Genomic DNA, 15,426 nt, shown 5'->3' on the forward strand with positions numbered 1-15,426 from the left:
ATGGCCGCTCTCTGCTCCGATCCGGGCGAAACTGTGTCATCAAAGCTGCACACGATCACACCCGCGCGAGGTTCCGTTGCGGCAAGAAGCCGTCGTGGAATCACCGACTTACGCAGGGTAAGGCGCGTGGAACTCTGTTCCGCCGGATTTCCTTGCCCAGCCCTGTCGCCCCAAGATCGCCTTGTGCATCCGTGATATAAGGGCCATCTGCGGCGCGCCCCGCCATCAAGCCTGATCGAAGCCCATGTACGAAACGCCCGAACTGGAAACCGACGTCCTGGTCCGCTCCAGCGCCATCCGCATCCACAGCCCTGAAGATTTCGAGGGGATGCGCAAGGCCGGCCGGCTGGTCGCCGAGGCCCTGGACATGGTCTCAGCCCATGTGAAGCCGGGCGTCACGACCGGGGAGATCGACGATCTGGTGCGCGAGTTCACCCTGGACCACGGCGGCCTGCCCGCCTGCCTGGGATACAAGGGCTATGAGAAGACGGTCTGCACCTCGATCAACCACGTCGTTTGCCACGGCATCCCCGGCGACAAGGTTCTGAAGGACGGCGACATCGTCAACATCGACCACACCGTCATCGTCGACGGCTGGCACGGCGATTCCAGCCGGATGTATGCGGTGGGCGAGATCAACGCCCGCGCCAAGCGCCTGATCGACGTCACCTATGAATCGCTGGAGCTGGGCCTGGCGCAGGTCAAGCCGGGCAATACGTTCGGCGACATCGGCTTCGCCATCCAGAAGTTCGTCGAGGCCCAGCGCATGAGCGTGGTGCGAGACTTCTGCGGCCACGGCATCGGCCGGGTGTTCCACGACAGCCCCAACGTCCTGCACTACGGCCGCAAGGGCGACGGCGCCGTGCTGAAGGCCGGCATGTTCTTCACCGTCGAGCCGATGGTGAATCTGGGCAAGCCGCAGGTGAAGGTGCTGTCCGACGGTTGGACCGCCGTGACCCGCGACAAGTCCCTGTCGGCCCAGTGCGAACACACCATCGGCGTGACCGAAGACGGGCTGGAGATCTTCACGGCCTCGCCCAAGGGCCTGTTCCGGCCGAACTGATAGCGAGCGAGCGGGGTTCGTTCGGCCGCTCTTGCCAACCCGTCATTCCGGGGCTGAGCGAAGCGAAGAACCTGGAATCCAGGACTACAGTCACATCGTCGGATGCGTTCGACGCCAGATGCACGCCTCCTGGGTTCCGGGTTCGTCCTTCGGACGCCTCGGAATGACGGGGGTCTAGTGAGTGTCGCTTGTGCGGCGACGAAAGAGTTGGCGTTCTCTCGCTGCACCCAGCCACGTCGACCGATCGATCCAGCGAAGGTTGCGCACCGCAGAACAGCGACGCTAGGCTGCCGAAGCGCAATCTGGAGTCTGACATGAAGGGGGCCTATGTCGTCGTCGGCCTTTCGGCCGTGATGTCGGGGTGTGTGGCCGACCGGACGCCGCCGAAGCCCGCGATGACGGTTTCTGCGAACGTCTCGCCCGAAGTTCAGCGCTGCGTTCCGCTGCAGACCAAGGCGACCTTCAGTTGTTGGTGGTCGGGCCCGGACGCGCCGCTGACCCATTGCGTCAACTACTCCGATGACGCGCCCGCCTGTAATCTGAAAGTCCGTGGCGGCGCCTATCTGAACCGCGGGGCGCCGGGCGGCGGCAATATGCTCGAACAGCAAAAGCCGAAGTGGCAGGTCGTCAGCATCTTCGCAGACGCCGAGGGTCGGGTGGGGCTGGCGGCCGAACGGATGGACGGCACGCGGTTCCTGAGCCACCACGACCAATCGCCACCGCCGAACGGACGCTCGTCTGAGCCGGTGTGGCCGAGGTGGCCGGCCGGACTGGAGTTCGGTCCAGAACAGACGGTGCAGCGATGACGGACGAAGCCTTGCAGCCGTCGCAGCCAGACGCCGGCACGGCCAAGCCCAAGCCCCGCCACAGCGGCCATCGCGACCGGCTGCGCGAGCGGGCGGCCAAGGGGGGATTAGGCGCCCTGCCCGACTATGAGCTGTTGGAGCTGCTGCTGTTCCGAAGCGTGCCCTACAAGGACGTCAAACCGCTGGCCAAGGACCTGCTGGCGCGGTTCGGCGGGCTGGAGGGGATCGGGGCGGCCAGCCACGAGGCGGTGGAGGATCAGGTCGCGCGGTCGATGGGCTATGTGCCCGGCAAGGCGACACGGGCGGTGGCGCTGGACCTGCAGCTGATCTTTGACGTGACGCGCAGGATCGCGCGCGAACCGGCGGCGAAACGTGCGGTCATCTCGTCATGGACGGCGCTTCTGGCCTATGTGCGGGTCGCCCTGCAGCATGAGCCCCGCGAGCAGTTCCGGGTGCTGTATCTGGACAAGAAGAACCAGTTGATCCTGGACGAGGTGCAGAACCGGGGCACGGTAGATCATGCGCCCGTCTATCCGCGCGAGGTGGTGCGCCGCGCGCTGGAGCTGTCGGCCAGCGCGCTGATCCTGGTGCATAACCATCCCACCACCCCCTTTTCGATCACGTTGGATCACGCTCAATACCACTGAAACATCAACGAATTGGCCGTTATTTCGTAATTGCGTACAGGGGGCGGTTACGGCATATTGGGGGCGGTTGAAGGGGTAGAAGACGGCTTTCCGCTCCCAGCAAACGATCCCCGTTTCTCCTCAACCGATCCCAGTTAGGGAAGAGGAGGAATGCGATGCCCAGCTTGACCGACACCGCGATTCGCCACGCGCTGAAGCGCGTCGAAACCAGCCAGAAGCAGGAAAATCTCGCCGACGGCGAAGGACGTGGCACTGGCCGGCTCGTGCTCGTCCTGAAGCCGATGCCTAAGCGCGTCACGGCAGCCTGGATGGCGCAGCAGTGGCGTGACGGGAAGCGGACGAAGAAGAAGCTCGGCGCCTACCCGTCGATGTCACTGGGACAGGCGCGCGAGGTCTTCAAGCGTGACTATGCCGACGTGATCCAGAAGGGTCGAAGCATCAAGATCGCCACCGACACGCGACCTGGCACCGTCGCCGATCTGTTCGAGGGCTACGTCGCGTCGCTCAAGTCGGCGGGCAAACCGTCCTGGAAGGAAACCGAAAAGGGCCTGAACAAGATCGCCGACACCTTGGGACGCAATCGCCTCGCCCGGGAGATCGAGTCAGAGGAAGTCGTCGAACTGATCCGCCCCATCTACGAACGCGGCGCGCGATCGATGGCTGACCACGTGCGCTGCTACATCCATGCCGCCTTCAGCTGGGGCATGAAGTCCGACAACGACTATCGGAACGCCTCGCCCCGCCGGTTCCGCATCCCCTTCAATCCGGCGACCGGCATCCCCACTGAACCCAAGGTGCAAGGCACGCGCTGGCTCAGCGAGGATGAGTTCGTTCAACTCTATCGCTGGCTGGAATGCCCGGACACACCAGTGACGCCGTCCTATCTTCGCGCCGTCCAACTTCTGATGCTGACGGGTCAACGGGTGGAGGAGATCGCTCGCCTTCACGTCGATCAGTGGGAAGCCAAGGAAAAGATCATCGACTGGTCGAAGACCAAGAATCTTCAGCCGCACGCCGTCCCCGTGCCGTCGCTTGCCGCCGAACTGATTGAGTCGATCACACCGAACGAATTCGGCTGGTACTTCCCCTCGGCCAAGGATCCTTCGAGGCCTGTCAGCCACGGAACCCTCTATAGCTTCGTGTGGCGTCAACGGGATCGGGGCGTCATCCCGCATGCCACGAACCGCGATCTCCGGCGGACATTCAAGACCTTGGCCGGCAAGGCGGGCGTCCCGAAGGAAATCCGGGATCGCCTGCAGAACCACGCGCTTCAGGATGTGAGCTCGAAGCACTATGACCGCTGGAACTACATGGCCGAGAAGCGAGCCGGGATGGCGAAGTGGGACAAGTTCGTCCGTGCGATGCTCGCCAAAAAGCGCATGAGGCTGGCGGCATGATTTCAGTTTGGCGATTGCTCCGCGCGTCGAGCTTTCCCCTGGGCGCCCTTTTGCTAGCGGGGACGGCGACATCCGCGCGAGCTGATCCGTGTGAAGGCCGCCTCCCCAGCCAAGCTGGTCAGGAGTTTACCGGCACGGTGCGCTACGTTGGCGATGGGGACAGTCTTTGCGTCGGCACTTCCAATGATCCGGCGACGTGGATCGAAGTGCGCCTGGCCGACTTCGACGCGCCAGAGCTTAACGCAGCGAACGGCCGCTTTTCGAAATCGCTTCTTCAACAGGTCGCTTCTGGGCAGGCCGTGGCCTGCGAAGCCCGCCGCGGCCGCAGCGGCCGCGTGGTCGTTTTCGACCGTGTCATCGCTGTGTGCCGCGTCCGCGGCCGCTCCATCGGCGACTTGCTGCGTGCGCAGCATGCGCCGGAAGGTGGGAACTGACGACTGCCGATAGAGCTTGAGGCGGCATGCCCGTCGGGTCTAGCTGCGCCCATGACCACCCCCGATGACTCTCCCGCCATGCAATCGGCCGCAAACGCAGCCGCCCGCCTGTTCCGCGCCTATGAAGCGCACAGTCTTGCTCCGGGACCTGACACGCTGTTCCACACGCTCACGGCGATGCACAGCCTCGACGACAAGCTGAAGAAGGCCGAGATTCAGGACTTCAAACATCTGGAAGAGTTCACTGCCTTGAAGGCGCTTCGGAATTTCGCGCACCATCAAGACGAAATCGACGCCAATGTGCGGGTGATCCCCTCGCCAGCCGTCAGCGACCTGGCCTTCCTTTGTCTCGTCCGACGCGATCAGGTCGAACAGGCGATCGAGACTGTGGGCGAGAAGTGGCGCGCCGAGACACGCGCCGCCTGCGAAAGCCGCTTCCACTGGTATGGCGAGGCCGTGAACATCAATCCCTGCCTCTTCAACTTCATGGTCCACGCCTATGAGCAACTGGTCGTCGCCGGCGTAAAGCCGGATCCGGCTTCAATCGAAGCTTTCGAGACCTCGTACCAATTCGAAACCCGTGAAGGTCACGCGCACCTCATCGACGGCCGCATGGCGGGTCCGGCGGGCGGGATTGAACAGATGCTGACGACCATCGTCGCCAACCTCCCAAGCCGCTGAGACGAATAGGCGGAATTCCGGCCGCTGCACCGAGACGGTCCTGCAAGGTCGATCAGGCAGCGACCTCGCCGCGCGCTGTCAGCCTAGTCCACCCATCGTAAGACTTGCCCAGTCCGGAAACTTCCCGCGTTCGAGGATGGCTTGAACGACGCGGATGACGAGTTGATCGGCGACATCGAGGTCGACCTTGGACTTCGATGGGAGCACGCCTGAATGGACCGCGTCCGAGCGGGCTTTGTACAGGTGCTTCATCTCATCAAAGATCTTCGCCCGCTCACTCTCATCCCTGCCCAGCAGCCACGCAGCGCGACTGCTGATTTTATGAGTGATTTCCGTATTGGACGTGCCGTTGTCGTGCATCAGCACGATCTCCGCCGCCATACCCAGATCAAGGGCGCGATCGACAGGATGGACCGCGAGCCGTGAGCGCCCGAGCCGGTCGATGGCCCGCGTCAGGCTGTCGCCTTCGGCGAACGCCGCGAGTTGGCCGAATGCGAGGCTGATGGCCTCAATGTCAGCGGGAAAGGCCACGACCGGGCGCGATGCGAACGGGCGCGCTGACAGCGTGCCGCCGACCGCCAGCGAAGAGCGGCGGTCAGCCAGGATGACCGACACCGGAAGCTCGACTGCGGCAAGGGACCCGATCAGAGAAGCAAGCCGAAACCGTCGTCGAACGGCGTCACGCGCTGGCGATTGAGGCTGTGTTGCGCTGGTTACCGCCGGCCCGGTCGCCCCCGGTGACAGACGCTCGAAGGCAGGCGTGACGGTATAGGATTGGACCAGGAACCCGGTTCCAGTCGGCAGGTCCGGCCACGCATATCGCCAAGGGTAGTCGAAGCCGCTGAAGATGTCGGTTGAAGCCGGCGCGAGACGAACGCCGGCGCCGAGGTCGCACGCCTCCGTAATCTCGATACCGAGCACAGGCGAGACGTCTTCATAGACCGCCGTGTTACGGGCCACTTCATCATGGAAGAGGGCAATGATGTCTTCTGGCGTCATCTTCTCGACAAGGCGATCAATTGCCCATTCGCCGAAATTGCCGCCAACCAGTGCGCCGGCGCCATCGCCCATAAAGACCCAAGCGGTCGCGAAGTTGGTGAAGGGTTCGGCGCGGGAGAGGTGGTGGGCTACGCGATGTTTCGCTTCGCCGCGCCACTGCGAATAGTCGCTGCCGCGATGGATCTCGGAGAGTTCTCCGGCGATTCCACGCAGGAAACTGACGGCGTCGAGCGAAGTGTCCGCTTCGCTCATTCGTCGCCGCCGGGACCGAGGTTCAAGTCTGCGAACCCGACTGGATAGCCCCGCGCCATAGCGCTGAAATTGGGCTCTCCTTCGCTATGGACGGCGAGGATATGGGCGGGGCTGAGTGGTTGCTGGCTGTAGAGGTCGAAGACCTGCTTGTCCGGCTGGCAACCGAGCGTGCGGCCATAGGTGGCGAGCACGGCCTCGGCCGCAAAGGAGCTACGCCGGGAATGGCTGAGCGGCATAGCAATCTCTAGGACACGGGGACGGCCGATCTGTTTCAGCAGGTCCTGAATGGCCTCATCTTCCTGGGAGAAATGGGCGGCCTCTCCGCCCCAACTCTCCAGGAACACCGCCACCCCGCCGTCTTCGATGTCGACCGGACGCGAGGTCATCCAAAACATGCCTGAGCGGGCGTTTAAATGGTCGCTCTGGTACGGGCTGTCGGCGAACAGGCGATCGGCGACTTCCTGGCTAAAGGCGCCCGCGACGACCTGCGCGTCAAAGCGCGACCGGATGTTCTCGAGGCTCGACGGGTAGATGCCCTTCAGTCGAAGGGTGTCGATCTCCGCGTCAGTCATGCGGGTATAGTGCCAGGTCCGGATCGTCCGGGCCTCCATCAGCTGCGTGATATGCTCGTTCAACGCCATGAACTCGCCCGCATGGGGGTTCTCGGGATAGGGCATCCGATGATCAGAGGCCTCGTGCTCACGCGATTGTCGGCGGGAGGTGATCATGTGGTTGCGGATGAGGTTGGCGTGAGCGTCGAGATCGCCGCGCAACTCGTTGTCAAACGTATCGATGTTCCAGACGTCGATGACGCCGGCGCCTTCGTCCGAACCCTTCGCGGAAATCATGCATTCCCCGCTGCTACGATCCGCGCGCACGACGGACCGACCAGTCCCCAGACTTTGTCGATGATCGACTCCAGGGAAACGTTCTCGAGCTCGACCGATGCCGCGTAAGCGCGCCATTGGCGCTGTTTGGTCTCATCATTGACCATCTCGGCCGAAAGCCCGGGGGGCCTTTCCATCGGGATCGCCGTCTGGCGGCGCTCGAAGGTCGCGGTGATCGCCGCGTCCAGATCAGCATCGCTAATCTCGAGCGCGCGCGGGATCGCCCACAGATCGTAGTAGTCCTTCATCCGTCCGTTCAGGACACCAAGCGCGACCATCGCCTGGAATTTCTCGGCGATCACCGTGGTGGGCGGGTAGGCACGCACGTTGGGCGCAGGCAGATCCAGCAAGGTCGGATAGTCGAGTTGCTGGGTCGCATCGGCCATGGCGTCGCCAAAGCCGATATCGATCGTCACAGGGATTCGCGTCTTTTCGAGGTAGGCTGAGGTCTTGAGGCGGGTGCCGCCATATTCCATCTCCTCGCGGATGGCCGTCGCAGCCAGGGCGTCGAGATCGAAGACAAGGCCATCATCGCTCTCAATGGCCATGATCTCCCGGAAGTCCGCAGCCAGGCGTTCGGGGTCGGGATCGCCGTGGCCCAGAAAGTCCGCATCCCGGGTCACCCGGTTGTCGTCCTCGACCCACACCGTGACCAGCATCCCGCCCTTCAGGACAAAACGCTCGCGATGCTCCGAGACCGATAGCCGGTACAGCAGACGTTCGAGCGCGAACCGCACCAGCAGAACGTCGAACACCCGGCCTTCCTGGCGGGCGATGTTGAGCAGCCGATCCTTGACGGACTTGGCCATGTTGGTCGGTGTTTTAGCCATTGGACGTCAGAGCCTCGAGATAGGGTTGCATGATCTTCCACGCGCCGCCGGCTTTCGCGCCCTGAGCGATCTCGCTCGGGGTCGCCTTGCGTTGTTCGATGGCGGCGCGCAGGCCTTCCACGGCCACCGACCGATCCACCAGCTTCGAGTTGCGGAAGAGGTCGGCGAGGGTCTTGGGGACAGAATAGATCGGGACCTCAAGGCCAGCGATCACATGGTTCTCGACACCCTGGCGCAGATAGCGCTCGGTGAACCGCACCATGCGCATCGGGGGATAGGACTGCACCGGCGCCCAATCGCTGGCGCCGATGGCCATCCAGATGCGCCGCGGCATCTGATCGGTCAGGCCGTGAAAGGCGAGCGCCGACATCAGAGCGATCACACCCTTGGGGACGCGTATGGCGGCCTCGGCGAGGATCTGGTTTTCCTCGATCTCAGATCCGCGCTTCTGGTAAACCCCACGCGAAATGCGTTCGATTTCCCCGGTCTCGACGGCGCGCGCGATCGTTTGCGCGCTGATCCCTGCTTCACGCAGTTCTTGCGCGCGCATCATGCTACGACCATCGAGCAGGTTTCTGAGCTGGACCCTTTGCGAATCCGGGGAAGGAGGCATGTGACTAATCCTCTAAGAGATCGCGCCTTTATCAGAGGTTTTGTCACAAGTCATCATTGCAGCGTAGCCCCACCCCATGGCCACCTCGCATGCGAACGCAGTCGGATCAGGCCACCCGCATAAGAACATAGGCTGAACCAATACGGGGTGAACCCCGTGTTGATCTGGGGGGTGTTCCGCACTAGTGTAGTCGAATGCGCTATACTCAGAGCCAGATTCGCGAACTGCTTTCCATCTCGGTGGATGCTTTTCGCACGTGGCGGGATGCCATCCCCGCCCTGGCTTTGCATAAAGGGCATGCCCCCAGCTTCACACCGGGGGATGTCGTGGCCATGGCCATTGTCGCCGAACTTGTCCGCGACTTCGGCGTGCGCGTGGGGACGGTGGGCGATCGTTTCGATCAGCTCTTCAAGGAGTGCGGGGGGAAATCCTGGCTCTCACTAGAAAACTGCGTCGCCTTGATCGAAGCCGACAACTTCCGTCTGGTTGACGCAAGCCTTGCCCATCGCCGTTCGCCGGACGCTTCCACCCTCTGCGTCCCGTGCGCTCCGATCATAGCGCGCCTGCGCGCGGCGCTCACGGCAACGGAAGTCGATCAGGTGCAAGGCCATCTGCAGTTCCCCCCAACCTCCGTGGGCACGCAGCCTGAACGGCGCAGCAAACGTGCATGACCACCACCCTGGCATCCGCATTGGCGCCGGAGTGGAAAGACCGCTTGGGGCTTACACATCGGCGCTCGCCTGAACTCTACGAGTCAGCCGAGGCCGTCAGCGACGTGCCGCACGCGCCGGCTATCAGAGCTGCCCTGACAGAAATGGGCGTATCGGCGATCTTCTGCGTACAGGGCGTCCCGACCGTCGCGATTCTGGAAGCTGATCACTACGATCGCGCCGCGATCATCGATCTTCACGGCGCGCTCTGGAATCAGGGCCTGGCCAGCCTGTTGCTGGTTATCGCTGACGATACGCTCAGAGCGTTTTCGCTCGCCCGTACCCCGTTGAGCGATCCAGGCGAGGCCTTCGAGCGCCGCTGCCTCATCGATAGCCTCAGTCTGACGACTGAAGCGCTGCGGTTTCAGAATCTGATTTACGGCGCGGAATCCGGACGCCTCTGGAAGGACTATGGCGAGTATTTTCCGCCGAAAGAACGCATCGATCAGGTTCTCCTCGACAATCTGAACGCCTCCCACGATCTCCTGCAGAAAGCCGCGCTCGCTCCCGACGCGGCGCAGGCCCTGCTCATACAAGCGATGTTTATCGCCTACCTTGAAGACCGGGAGATCGTAACGCCCGCCTACTTTGCCGCTGTCTCCGAAAAGAGCGCGGAGAGCTTTTCGGCGCTGCTGGAAACAGGCGACGTCAATCTCTTCCGGTCCTTCTTCCGGACGCTCCATGCGGATTTCAACGGCGACCTGTTCGTCGCGCCGTGCTCGTTCGAGCCCATGGGGGAGGCGCCGGAAATCACGCCCGCCCATCTCACGATCCTGGCGCGTTTCCGGTCAGGCCGCGAAGAAATGGCGCATTCCGGGCAGCAGCGGTTCTGGGGCTATGACTTCCGCTATATCCCGATCGAGCTCGTCAGCGCCGTCTACGACCGATTCTTGGGTGAACGCGAGGCCGAACGGCGCGCCAACGGCGCCTACTACACGCCCATGTTCCTCGCCGACACGGTCGTTTCCCAGGCTTGGGAGATGTTGCCAGATGCGACAAGGACGACAGGAAACTTCCTCGACCCCGCCTGCGGTTCAGGCGTTTTCCTCGTCCGCTCCTTCCAGCGGCTCTGCGAACACTGGCGCGCCAAGCACAAGACGCAGACGATTTCCTGGAAGACGCTGCTGTCGTTGCTGAGTCAGATTCATGGCTGGGATTTGAATGGCGGCGCCGTTCGGGTCGCCGTGTTTTCGCTTTACGTCGCCCTCCTCGAGGAGGTGTCGCCACGCGACATCCGCAAGCTCATCACCCGGGGAAAACTCCTCCCGGAACTCTGGGGCAAGACCCTCGTCTGCCGCGACTTCTTCGAAGTGTCCCCTGACGGCGCTCGATACGAGGTCATCATCGGCAATCCGCCATGGACCAGCCGCCGCGGTCCGGCGCGTTCGTCCGTACAGTGGAGCAAAAATGCGGGCCATCCCATGCCCGGTGGCGAAGACGCCTGGGCATTCAGCTGGAAGGCCTTGTCGCATCTCGCTGACGGCGGACTGATCGCGTTCCTACTGCCGGCGATGGGGTTTTTGCACAACCACGCCCAAAAGACGGTCGAAGCGCGTGATGCGTTCTTCCGAAAATCCCAGGTCCGCCGCGTCATCAACTTCGCTGACCTGCGGTTCCAGCTCTTCGAGAAAGCCCATCGTCCAGCCGCTCTGATCATCTACGGCAGCGCGAACCCGGATAATTTCCCGTATCGCTTCGACTACTGGGCGCCAAAGGCAGACCTTAATCTGCGCATCAAGCGCGTCATCACGCTGAGCAGTGCGGACAAGGCCGCGCTCGGGGTCGGCGCGGTTCTCGATAACCCGCTCATCTTCAAGCAGCGCCTTTGGATGCGCGAGCCGGATGCCAAGCTCTTCGGCTATCTCGCAAGGCTTCCCAAGCTAGAGGCCTTCGTCAACGACTTCGGCGGCCTGAGCCGCCGCCGCGAAGAGCCGGGCGATCGATGGGTCATCGGGCAGGGCTATCAGCCCTTCAATGAAGACAGCAATAGCGATGCGCCTCCACTCGAAAGCACGTACGTCGGCCGACTGCCGGACCTACCCATTGCGGCCTATTCACGCCTAGCTCAGACCGTGGATGGCCTGCTGCCGGCCGCATCGTCGACGGTTCGTCGCCGGGGATTCGAGGCCGGGTTCGACGGCTCGCGCATCCTTATTCCGCGCGGGGTGGAGACCTCGCAAAACCGCCTTCGGGCCGCGTATTGCGATCAACCGCTGACCTTTCAGCATATCTTCCAGGCGATCGTGGTGCCGGACGGTCAGAGCGATCGCGCCAAGCTCCTGACGGCGATCCTCAATAGCCGCGTCGCGGTCTGGTACGCATTTCATGGCACCGCTTCGTTCGGCTCGGATCGCCCCGAAGTCCAGCAGGCCGACCTGCTGCATTTGCCGTTTCCATCGTCCGACGATGTCCCCGATCCAGCTTCAGCCGCAGAGGCCGCCCTTGAGCTGATTGCGATTGTGGACGACGCACGCGAACGCTCCAACGAGCCGTTCTCGATGCAGGTCGATGAGGGTGACATCCTGCGAGCAATCGACCGGCTAGCGTACCAATACTTCTGCCTGTCACCCGACGAAATCGCGCTGATCGACGATACCGTCGAAGCGATCCTTCCTGCGCTTCAACCCCATGAAGGCCACTTCCCGAAACTCTGGGGCCCGCCCGACGAGCCGCAACGCGCTCAATACGCGCACACATTATCGGCCAGCCTCGCGGACTGGTTTAAGGGCAAGAAGATCGATGCGCGCCTTGTCGCGCGCGGCGCCGACTTGGCGATCCTCCGCCTTCATCTGGGCGGCCATGAAGACTATGCCGAAGATTCGACCGGTGAGCTCAGCGAGGTGCTCGAGCAACTTGCCGCCCACATCCACAGACCTCTCGACGGCAATTTCCAGCTCATGCCGGACCTGCGCGTTTTCGTCGGTGACTGCCTCTACCTCATCAAGCCTATGCAGATGCGCTTCTGGCTGCGCTCCACCGCGCTCGCCGATGCCGATGGAATAGCGCTCGACCTCCAGCAAGCCGCCGCCCTGCCCCAACAGCGGGGCGCGGATTGATGCTGATCGGCGATGTGCAGGGATGGGTCGACAATTTCGTATCGTTTGATGATCGCTTCCTGGAGAGGATCGCGGCAGCGTGGCCCGCATGCATGGCGGTTCTTCCCGATCAGCCTGGGGAGGATGACATCACCATCAACCTCGTCGATCGGCTGGCCAAGGACGTCGTGGTGCGTCGGTTGTGCCATTGGGTCGAATATCAGTTCGAGCCGTTCGGCCTCGCGCCCGACGGGTCGAAATTCAGCAAGGGTATCATCGACATCGCCGTGCTCTTCGACTGGGATCGGCAGCGCTACCTGGCCTACGAGTGCAAGCGGCTCAACGTGATCAACGGCGGGAGCCGCAGTTCCCTAGCCACCGTGTACGTCACCCAGGGCATGATGCGTTTTCTTACCGAGCAGTATGCCGAACAGCTGCCTGTGGGCTGCATGCTCGGTTACGTGCTCGACGGCGACGTGCCCTTCGCCCAATCGCGGATTGCCGACGCCATCGGCGGCCATGTCCCTCTCTCGTTGGCTGAGGGACCTACGCCCCTGGCCGCGATCCAAACGATCGAGCGCTTCCGCACGCGACACACACGCCCGACCGGATCGTCTGTCGAGCTTCGTCACGCGCTATTTTCGAAGCCATCGGCGGCCGCGCCAAACGCCTGACGAAAGCAGCACGCGTGCGGGGCTCTTTTTTGAAGCTCAAGCGCGCCTTGTACTGATCCATGAAGTACAAGTGACGAAATCATGGAAGGCCGCGACTGCCAATCAAGGGAAACTTGACGCGATCGGCCACCAATAAGGGGAGGTCGGGTACATGTTTATTGAGCGGCTCAGTCTGACGAATTTCCGTTGCTTCGGGCCGGAAGTGACAAGCGTCAATCTAACCTCGGGCCTCACGACCTTCGTCGGCGTCAACGGCGCGGGCAAGACCGCCCTGATGCAGGCCCTCCAGCGCCTGTTCGGCGTGACCGGAGATCAGCGACGCCTACGGCGCCAGGATTTCCATGTCCCCTCCGCCGAGCTGGTCGCGCCGCTTCAGCGAACCTTCGTGCTGGAGGCGATCATCGCCTTTCCGGAACTGGACGCCGACGGCGCCGGCGGCGCGGCCATTCCCGAATTCTTCCACCAAATGGCCGCTGAAGACGCAGGCAAGCTGAAATGCCGCCTGCGTCTCGAAGCGACCTGGACCGATGACGGTTCTCTCGACGGCGCGATTGAACATAAATACTGGGCGATCAGGACTTTCGGTGCATTCGCCGACGCCGATTGCACCGAGCTGAAAGCAACCGACCGGGCGCGGATCCAAATGATCTACGTGCCGGCGACGCGGGACGGCGCGTCCCAGGTGACGGCCTTCCTGCGTGGCAGGCTGTGGCGCGCCATCAACTGGTCGCAGGGCGTCCGCGACATGTTCACAAACGCCGGGACGACATTGAACGGCGCTTTCGCCGGGGAGCCGGCCGTCGACGTGATCGCGGCGGCGGTGACGCGGCGATGGCAGGAAGTCTACACAGCCGGGACCGACACGACGCCGGTCTTCCGTCCGCTCGATCTGAGGTTCGAGCATTTCATCCGCAAGGTCGAGGTGGTCTTTCGCCCCGACGAAGCCGGCCGCGAGCGGGCGCTCGATGATCTCAGCGACGGCCAGAGGTCGCTCTTCCATCTGGCCATGACCGCGGCGACGCTGGATGTCGAAGCCGGGATCGTGGCCGATCCCGCAGGTGCCGGTTTCCAGGCTGGCGGCGTTCCGCTGCCAGCGCTGACCCTCATCGCGATCGAAGAACCCGAGAACAACCTCGCGCCTTTCTATCTCTCCCGCATCATTCGGCAGATCCAAGACCTGACGAAGTCGCCGCAGGCGCAGGCCGTGGTCTCCAGCCATTCCCCGAGCATCCTCGCCCGGGTCGATCCTACCCAAGTCCGGCACTTCCGCCTCGACCCGCAGGATCGAACGGCTCGCATCCGTCCGATTAGGCTCCCCACCGGCGAGGAAGAAGCGTCGAAATTCATCCGCGAGGCCGTCCGCACCTATCCCGAACTCTATTTCGCGCGCTTCGTCGTGCTGGGGGAAGGCGCGTCCGAGGAAGTCGTTCTTCCTCGTCTCGCCGACGTCATGGGGCTCGACATCGATCGATCCTTCGTCGCGGTCGTTCCCCTGGGCGGTCGCCATGTAAACCACCTGTGGCGACTGCTGACCGACCTCGACATTCCTTACGCCACCTTGCTGGATCTGGACTGGGGCCGTTCCGGAGGCGGTTGGGGCCGTATCAAGACAGCCTGTACGCAACTGCTCGCGAACAACGTCACGCCTCAGGCCATTTTCGGAGCGCACCTTCTCCCGCTGGGGCCAGCGGAGAACTTGGTGGCCTTTGACGCTCTGCCGCCGACAGATTTCGCGCATCTCACCCAGTGGGCGAATTGGCTGCGCCGGTTCAACGTCTTCTTCTGCACGCCCCTCGATCTCGACTATTCGATGCTCAAGGCGTTTCCCGTCGCCTATCAGGTCATCGAACCCGGCCGCCAAGGGCCGTCACCCGCCGGGGAACCTCGCACATCGGTTCTGGGCGACGACGGCCTGCCTCACCTTTACGGTGCGGACCAAGACGTCTTGATGCGTTGGTATCGCTATCTGTTCCTGGGGCGCGGCAAGCCGAGCACCCACGTCCGGGTGCTGAGCTCGCAAGACCCGGTCGCGCTCGCGGCGGGCGCGCCCGAAGAGTTGCGCGCGCTCCTGACCTCGATTGTCGCGCGCCTGACGCCACCACCACCGCCGCCACCGCCGCCCCTCGCGGGCCTGTGACCATGCGCCTTATTCGGCCAGACGACTGGCGCCCCAGCGGCATCGACGATCTTGAACCGGCGGCGTGGAACGCCCTGCGCCACGCCGGCTCGGCGTGCGTGGTCGCGGGCCCCGGAGCGGGCAAGACCGAATTCCTAGGTAGTGTGGACAAAGTGGATTCCCAAATCACCAGATGACTGATTCAAGGCTGCTCTTTGCGGAGAGTGGCGTTGGTTCGTGGTTTGATGTCGGACGAGGAATGGGCGTTCTTCGAGCCGTTCG

General features: G+C 63.1%; 14 protein-coding genes. 10 read left to right on the forward strand and 4 right to left on the reverse strand.

All coding sequences use genetic code 11. The annotated features are described in order from the left end of the window. Positions 1-244: 244 nt before the first annotated feature. The 6 genes from map (at position 245) to KZX42_RS14730 (ending at position 5,028) form a co-directional block, all read left to right on the forward strand. Complete coding sequence (gene map / locus KZX42_RS14705; protein ID WP_248120493.1) at positions 245-1,063, forward strand: type I methionyl aminopeptidase; 819 nt, start codon at positions 245-247, stop codon at positions 1,061-1,063. Positions 1,064-1,377: 314 nt separating this feature from the next. Then, positions 1,378-1,869, forward strand: coding sequence for a hypothetical protein (locus KZX42_RS14710; RefSeq protein WP_248120495.1), 492 nt, complete (start codon positions 1,378-1,380; stop codon positions 1,867-1,869). Beyond that, positions 1,866-2,516 (forward strand): DNA repair protein RadC, encoded by a 651-nt coding sequence (radC, locus tag KZX42_RS14715; protein WP_248120497.1) that lies wholly within the window; start codon positions 1,866-1,868, stop codon positions 2,514-2,516. The genes KZX42_RS14710 and radC overlap by 4 nt, the downstream gene beginning before the upstream one ends. Before the next feature lie 155 nt (positions 2,517-2,671). Then, positions 2,672-3,913, forward strand: coding sequence for a site-specific integrase (locus tag KZX42_RS14720; protein WP_248120499.1), 1,242 nt, complete (start codon positions 2,672-2,674; stop codon positions 3,911-3,913). 137 nt (positions 3,914-4,050) lie between these two features. After that, a complete protein-coding gene (locus KZX42_RS14725) occupies positions 4,051-4,347 on the forward strand; it encodes a nuclease (RefSeq protein ID WP_248120500.1) in 297 nt (98 codons plus the stop codon). 51 nt (positions 4,348-4,398) lie between these two features. After that, positions 4,399-5,028, forward strand: a complete 630-nt coding sequence (locus KZX42_RS14730) for a hypothetical protein (protein ID WP_248120502.1) — start codon at positions 4,399-4,401, stop codon at positions 5,026-5,028. A 78-nt stretch (positions 5,029-5,106) separates the two neighbouring features. Here KZX42_RS14730 and KZX42_RS14735 read toward each other — a convergent pair whose 3' ends face one another. Genes KZX42_RS14735 through KZX42_RS14750 form a run of 4 tightly spaced genes read right to left on the reverse strand, consistent with a single transcriptional unit; the run spans position 5,107 to position 8,609 of the window. Next, positions 5,107-6,279, reverse strand: a complete 1,173-nt coding sequence (locus KZX42_RS14735; protein WP_248120504.1) for a HEPN domain-containing protein — start codon at positions 6,277-6,279, stop codon at positions 5,107-5,109. Next, on the reverse strand, positions 6,276-7,127 hold the full coding sequence (locus tag KZX42_RS14740; protein WP_248120506.1) for a hypothetical protein: 852 nt from the start codon (positions 7,125-7,127) through the stop codon (positions 6,276-6,278). The genes KZX42_RS14735 and KZX42_RS14740 overlap by 4 nt, the downstream gene beginning before the upstream one ends. Next, positions 7,124-7,975, reverse strand: coding sequence for a nucleotidyl transferase AbiEii/AbiGii toxin family protein (locus KZX42_RS14745; RefSeq protein WP_248120508.1), 852 nt, complete (start codon positions 7,973-7,975; stop codon positions 7,124-7,126). Before KZX42_RS14745 ends, KZX42_RS14740 begins: the two co-directional genes overlap by 4 nt. Positions 7,976-7,988: 13 nt before the next feature. After that, positions 7,989-8,609, reverse strand: coding sequence for an AbiEi antitoxin N-terminal domain-containing protein (locus KZX42_RS14750; protein ID WP_282438960.1), 621 nt, complete (start codon positions 8,607-8,609; stop codon positions 7,989-7,991). A gap of 194 nt (positions 8,610-8,803) precedes the next feature. On the opposite strand from KZX42_RS14750, the gene KZX42_RS14755 reads away from it, so the two are divergent. The 4 genes from KZX42_RS14755 (at position 8,804) to KZX42_RS14770 (ending at position 15,165) form a co-directional block, all read left to right on the forward strand. Continuing rightward, a complete protein-coding gene (locus KZX42_RS14755; RefSeq protein ID WP_248120512.1) occupies positions 8,804-9,280 on the forward strand; it encodes a hypothetical protein in 477 nt (158 codons plus the stop codon). After that, positions 9,277-12,375: an N-6 DNA methylase gene (locus tag KZX42_RS14760; protein WP_248120514.1), complete on the forward strand. Its 3,099-nt coding sequence runs from the start codon at positions 9,277-9,279 to the stop codon at positions 12,373-12,375. Before KZX42_RS14755 ends, KZX42_RS14760 begins: the two co-directional genes overlap by 4 nt. Beyond that, the gene (locus KZX42_RS14765; RefSeq protein ID WP_248120516.1) at positions 12,375-13,028 is read left to right on the forward strand and encodes a hypothetical protein; all 654 of its coding nucleotides are present in this window, start codon (positions 12,375-12,377) and stop codon (positions 13,026-13,028) included. The genes KZX42_RS14760 and KZX42_RS14765 overlap by 1 nt, the downstream gene beginning before the upstream one ends. A gap of 151 nt (positions 13,029-13,179) precedes the next feature. Next, positions 13,180-15,165 (forward strand): AAA family ATPase, encoded by a 1,986-nt coding sequence (locus KZX42_RS14770; protein ID WP_248120518.1) that lies wholly within the window; start codon positions 13,180-13,182, stop codon positions 15,163-15,165. The last annotated feature ends 261 nt before the right edge of the window (positions 15,166-15,426 follow it).

Source organism: Brevundimonas sp. EYE_349, from assembly GCF_023147505.1.
In the GTDB taxonomy this organism is placed as follows: domain Bacteria; phylum Pseudomonadota; class Alphaproteobacteria; order Caulobacterales; family Caulobacteraceae; genus Brevundimonas.

What these genes read in the sequence shown, in the direction of transcription:
- map (WP_248120493.1), top strand. Translation starts at nt 245, where the DNA reads ATGTACGAAACGCCCGAACTGGAAACCGACGTCCTGGTCCGCTCCAGC.
- KZX42_RS14710 (WP_248120495.1), top strand. Translation starts at nt 1,378, where the DNA reads ATGAAGGGGGCCTATGTCGTCGTCGGCCTTTCGGCCGTGATGTCGGGG.
- radC (WP_248120497.1), top strand. Translation starts at nt 1,866, where the DNA reads ATGACGGACGAAGCCTTGCAGCCGTCGCAGCCAGACGCCGGCACGGCC.
- KZX42_RS14720 (WP_248120499.1), top strand. Translation starts at nt 2,672, where the DNA reads ATGCCCAGCTTGACCGACACCGCGATTCGCCACGCGCTGAAGCGCGTC.
- KZX42_RS14730 (WP_248120502.1), top strand. Translation starts at nt 4,399, where the DNA reads ATGACCACCCCCGATGACTCTCCCGCCATGCAATCGGCCGCAAACGCA.
- KZX42_RS14735 (WP_248120504.1), bottom strand. Translation starts at nt 6,279, where the DNA reads ATGAGCGAAGCGGACACTTCGCTCGACGCCGTCAGTTTCCTGCGTGGA.
- KZX42_RS14740 (WP_248120506.1), bottom strand. Translation starts at nt 7,127, where the DNA reads ATGATTTCCGCGAAGGGTTCGGACGAAGGCGCCGGCGTCATCGACGTC.
- KZX42_RS14745 (WP_248120508.1), bottom strand. Translation starts at nt 7,975, where the DNA reads ATGGCCAAGTCCGTCAAGGATCGGCTGCTCAACATCGCCCGCCAGGAA.
- KZX42_RS14750 (WP_282438960.1), bottom strand. Translation starts at nt 8,609, where the DNA reads ATGCCTCCTTCCCCGGATTCGCAAAGGGTCCAGCTCAGAAACCTGCTC.
- KZX42_RS14755 (WP_248120512.1), top strand. Translation starts at nt 8,804, where the DNA reads ATGCGCTATACTCAGAGCCAGATTCGCGAACTGCTTTCCATCTCGGTG.
- KZX42_RS14760 (WP_248120514.1), top strand. Translation starts at nt 9,277, where the DNA reads ATGACCACCACCCTGGCATCCGCATTGGCGCCGGAGTGGAAAGACCGC.
- KZX42_RS14765 (WP_248120516.1), top strand. Translation starts at nt 12,375, where the DNA reads ATGCTGATCGGCGATGTGCAGGGATGGGTCGACAATTTCGTATCGTTT.
- KZX42_RS14770 (WP_248120518.1), top strand. Translation starts at nt 13,180, where the DNA reads ATGTTTATTGAGCGGCTCAGTCTGACGAATTTCCGTTGCTTCGGGCCG.